Source organism: Syntrophomonas sp. UBA1041 (genome assembly GCF_002316705.1).
Lineage (GTDB): Bacteria > Bacillota > Syntrophomonadia > Syntrophomonadales > Syntrophomonadaceae > DTU019.
In genome coordinates this window covers 1-211 of the sequence record NZ_DCEA01000024.1, presented here as the reverse complement: position 1 = coordinate 211, position 211 = coordinate 1, and the positions used below count along the sequence as shown (strand labels likewise).

Here is a 211-nt window from a genome sequence, read left to right as displayed (position 1 = left end):
CAAAAAAAGCTGCGCAGCATGACCAATCAGGATGTTTCACTGCTGCTTACCACAGATTCCAGTCTTGACAACAAAATTTCCTCACTCAACCGGAAATATACCTTTGACACCTTTGTGGTAGGAAACAGCAACCGTTTTGCCCATGCCGCCTGTTATGCGGTGGGGGAATCCCCTTTTAAGGCCTACAATCCTCTTTTTATTTACGGCGGGG

The 211-nt window shown here is 46.9% G+C and carries 1 protein-coding gene; it reads left to right on the top strand.

Features of this window, described 5'->3' with window-relative positions; genetic code table 11:
• On the top strand, nt 1-211 hold a 211-nt coding region (locus B2633_RS04825; RefSeq protein WP_483169516.1), incomplete at both ends, for a DnaA ATPase domain-containing protein.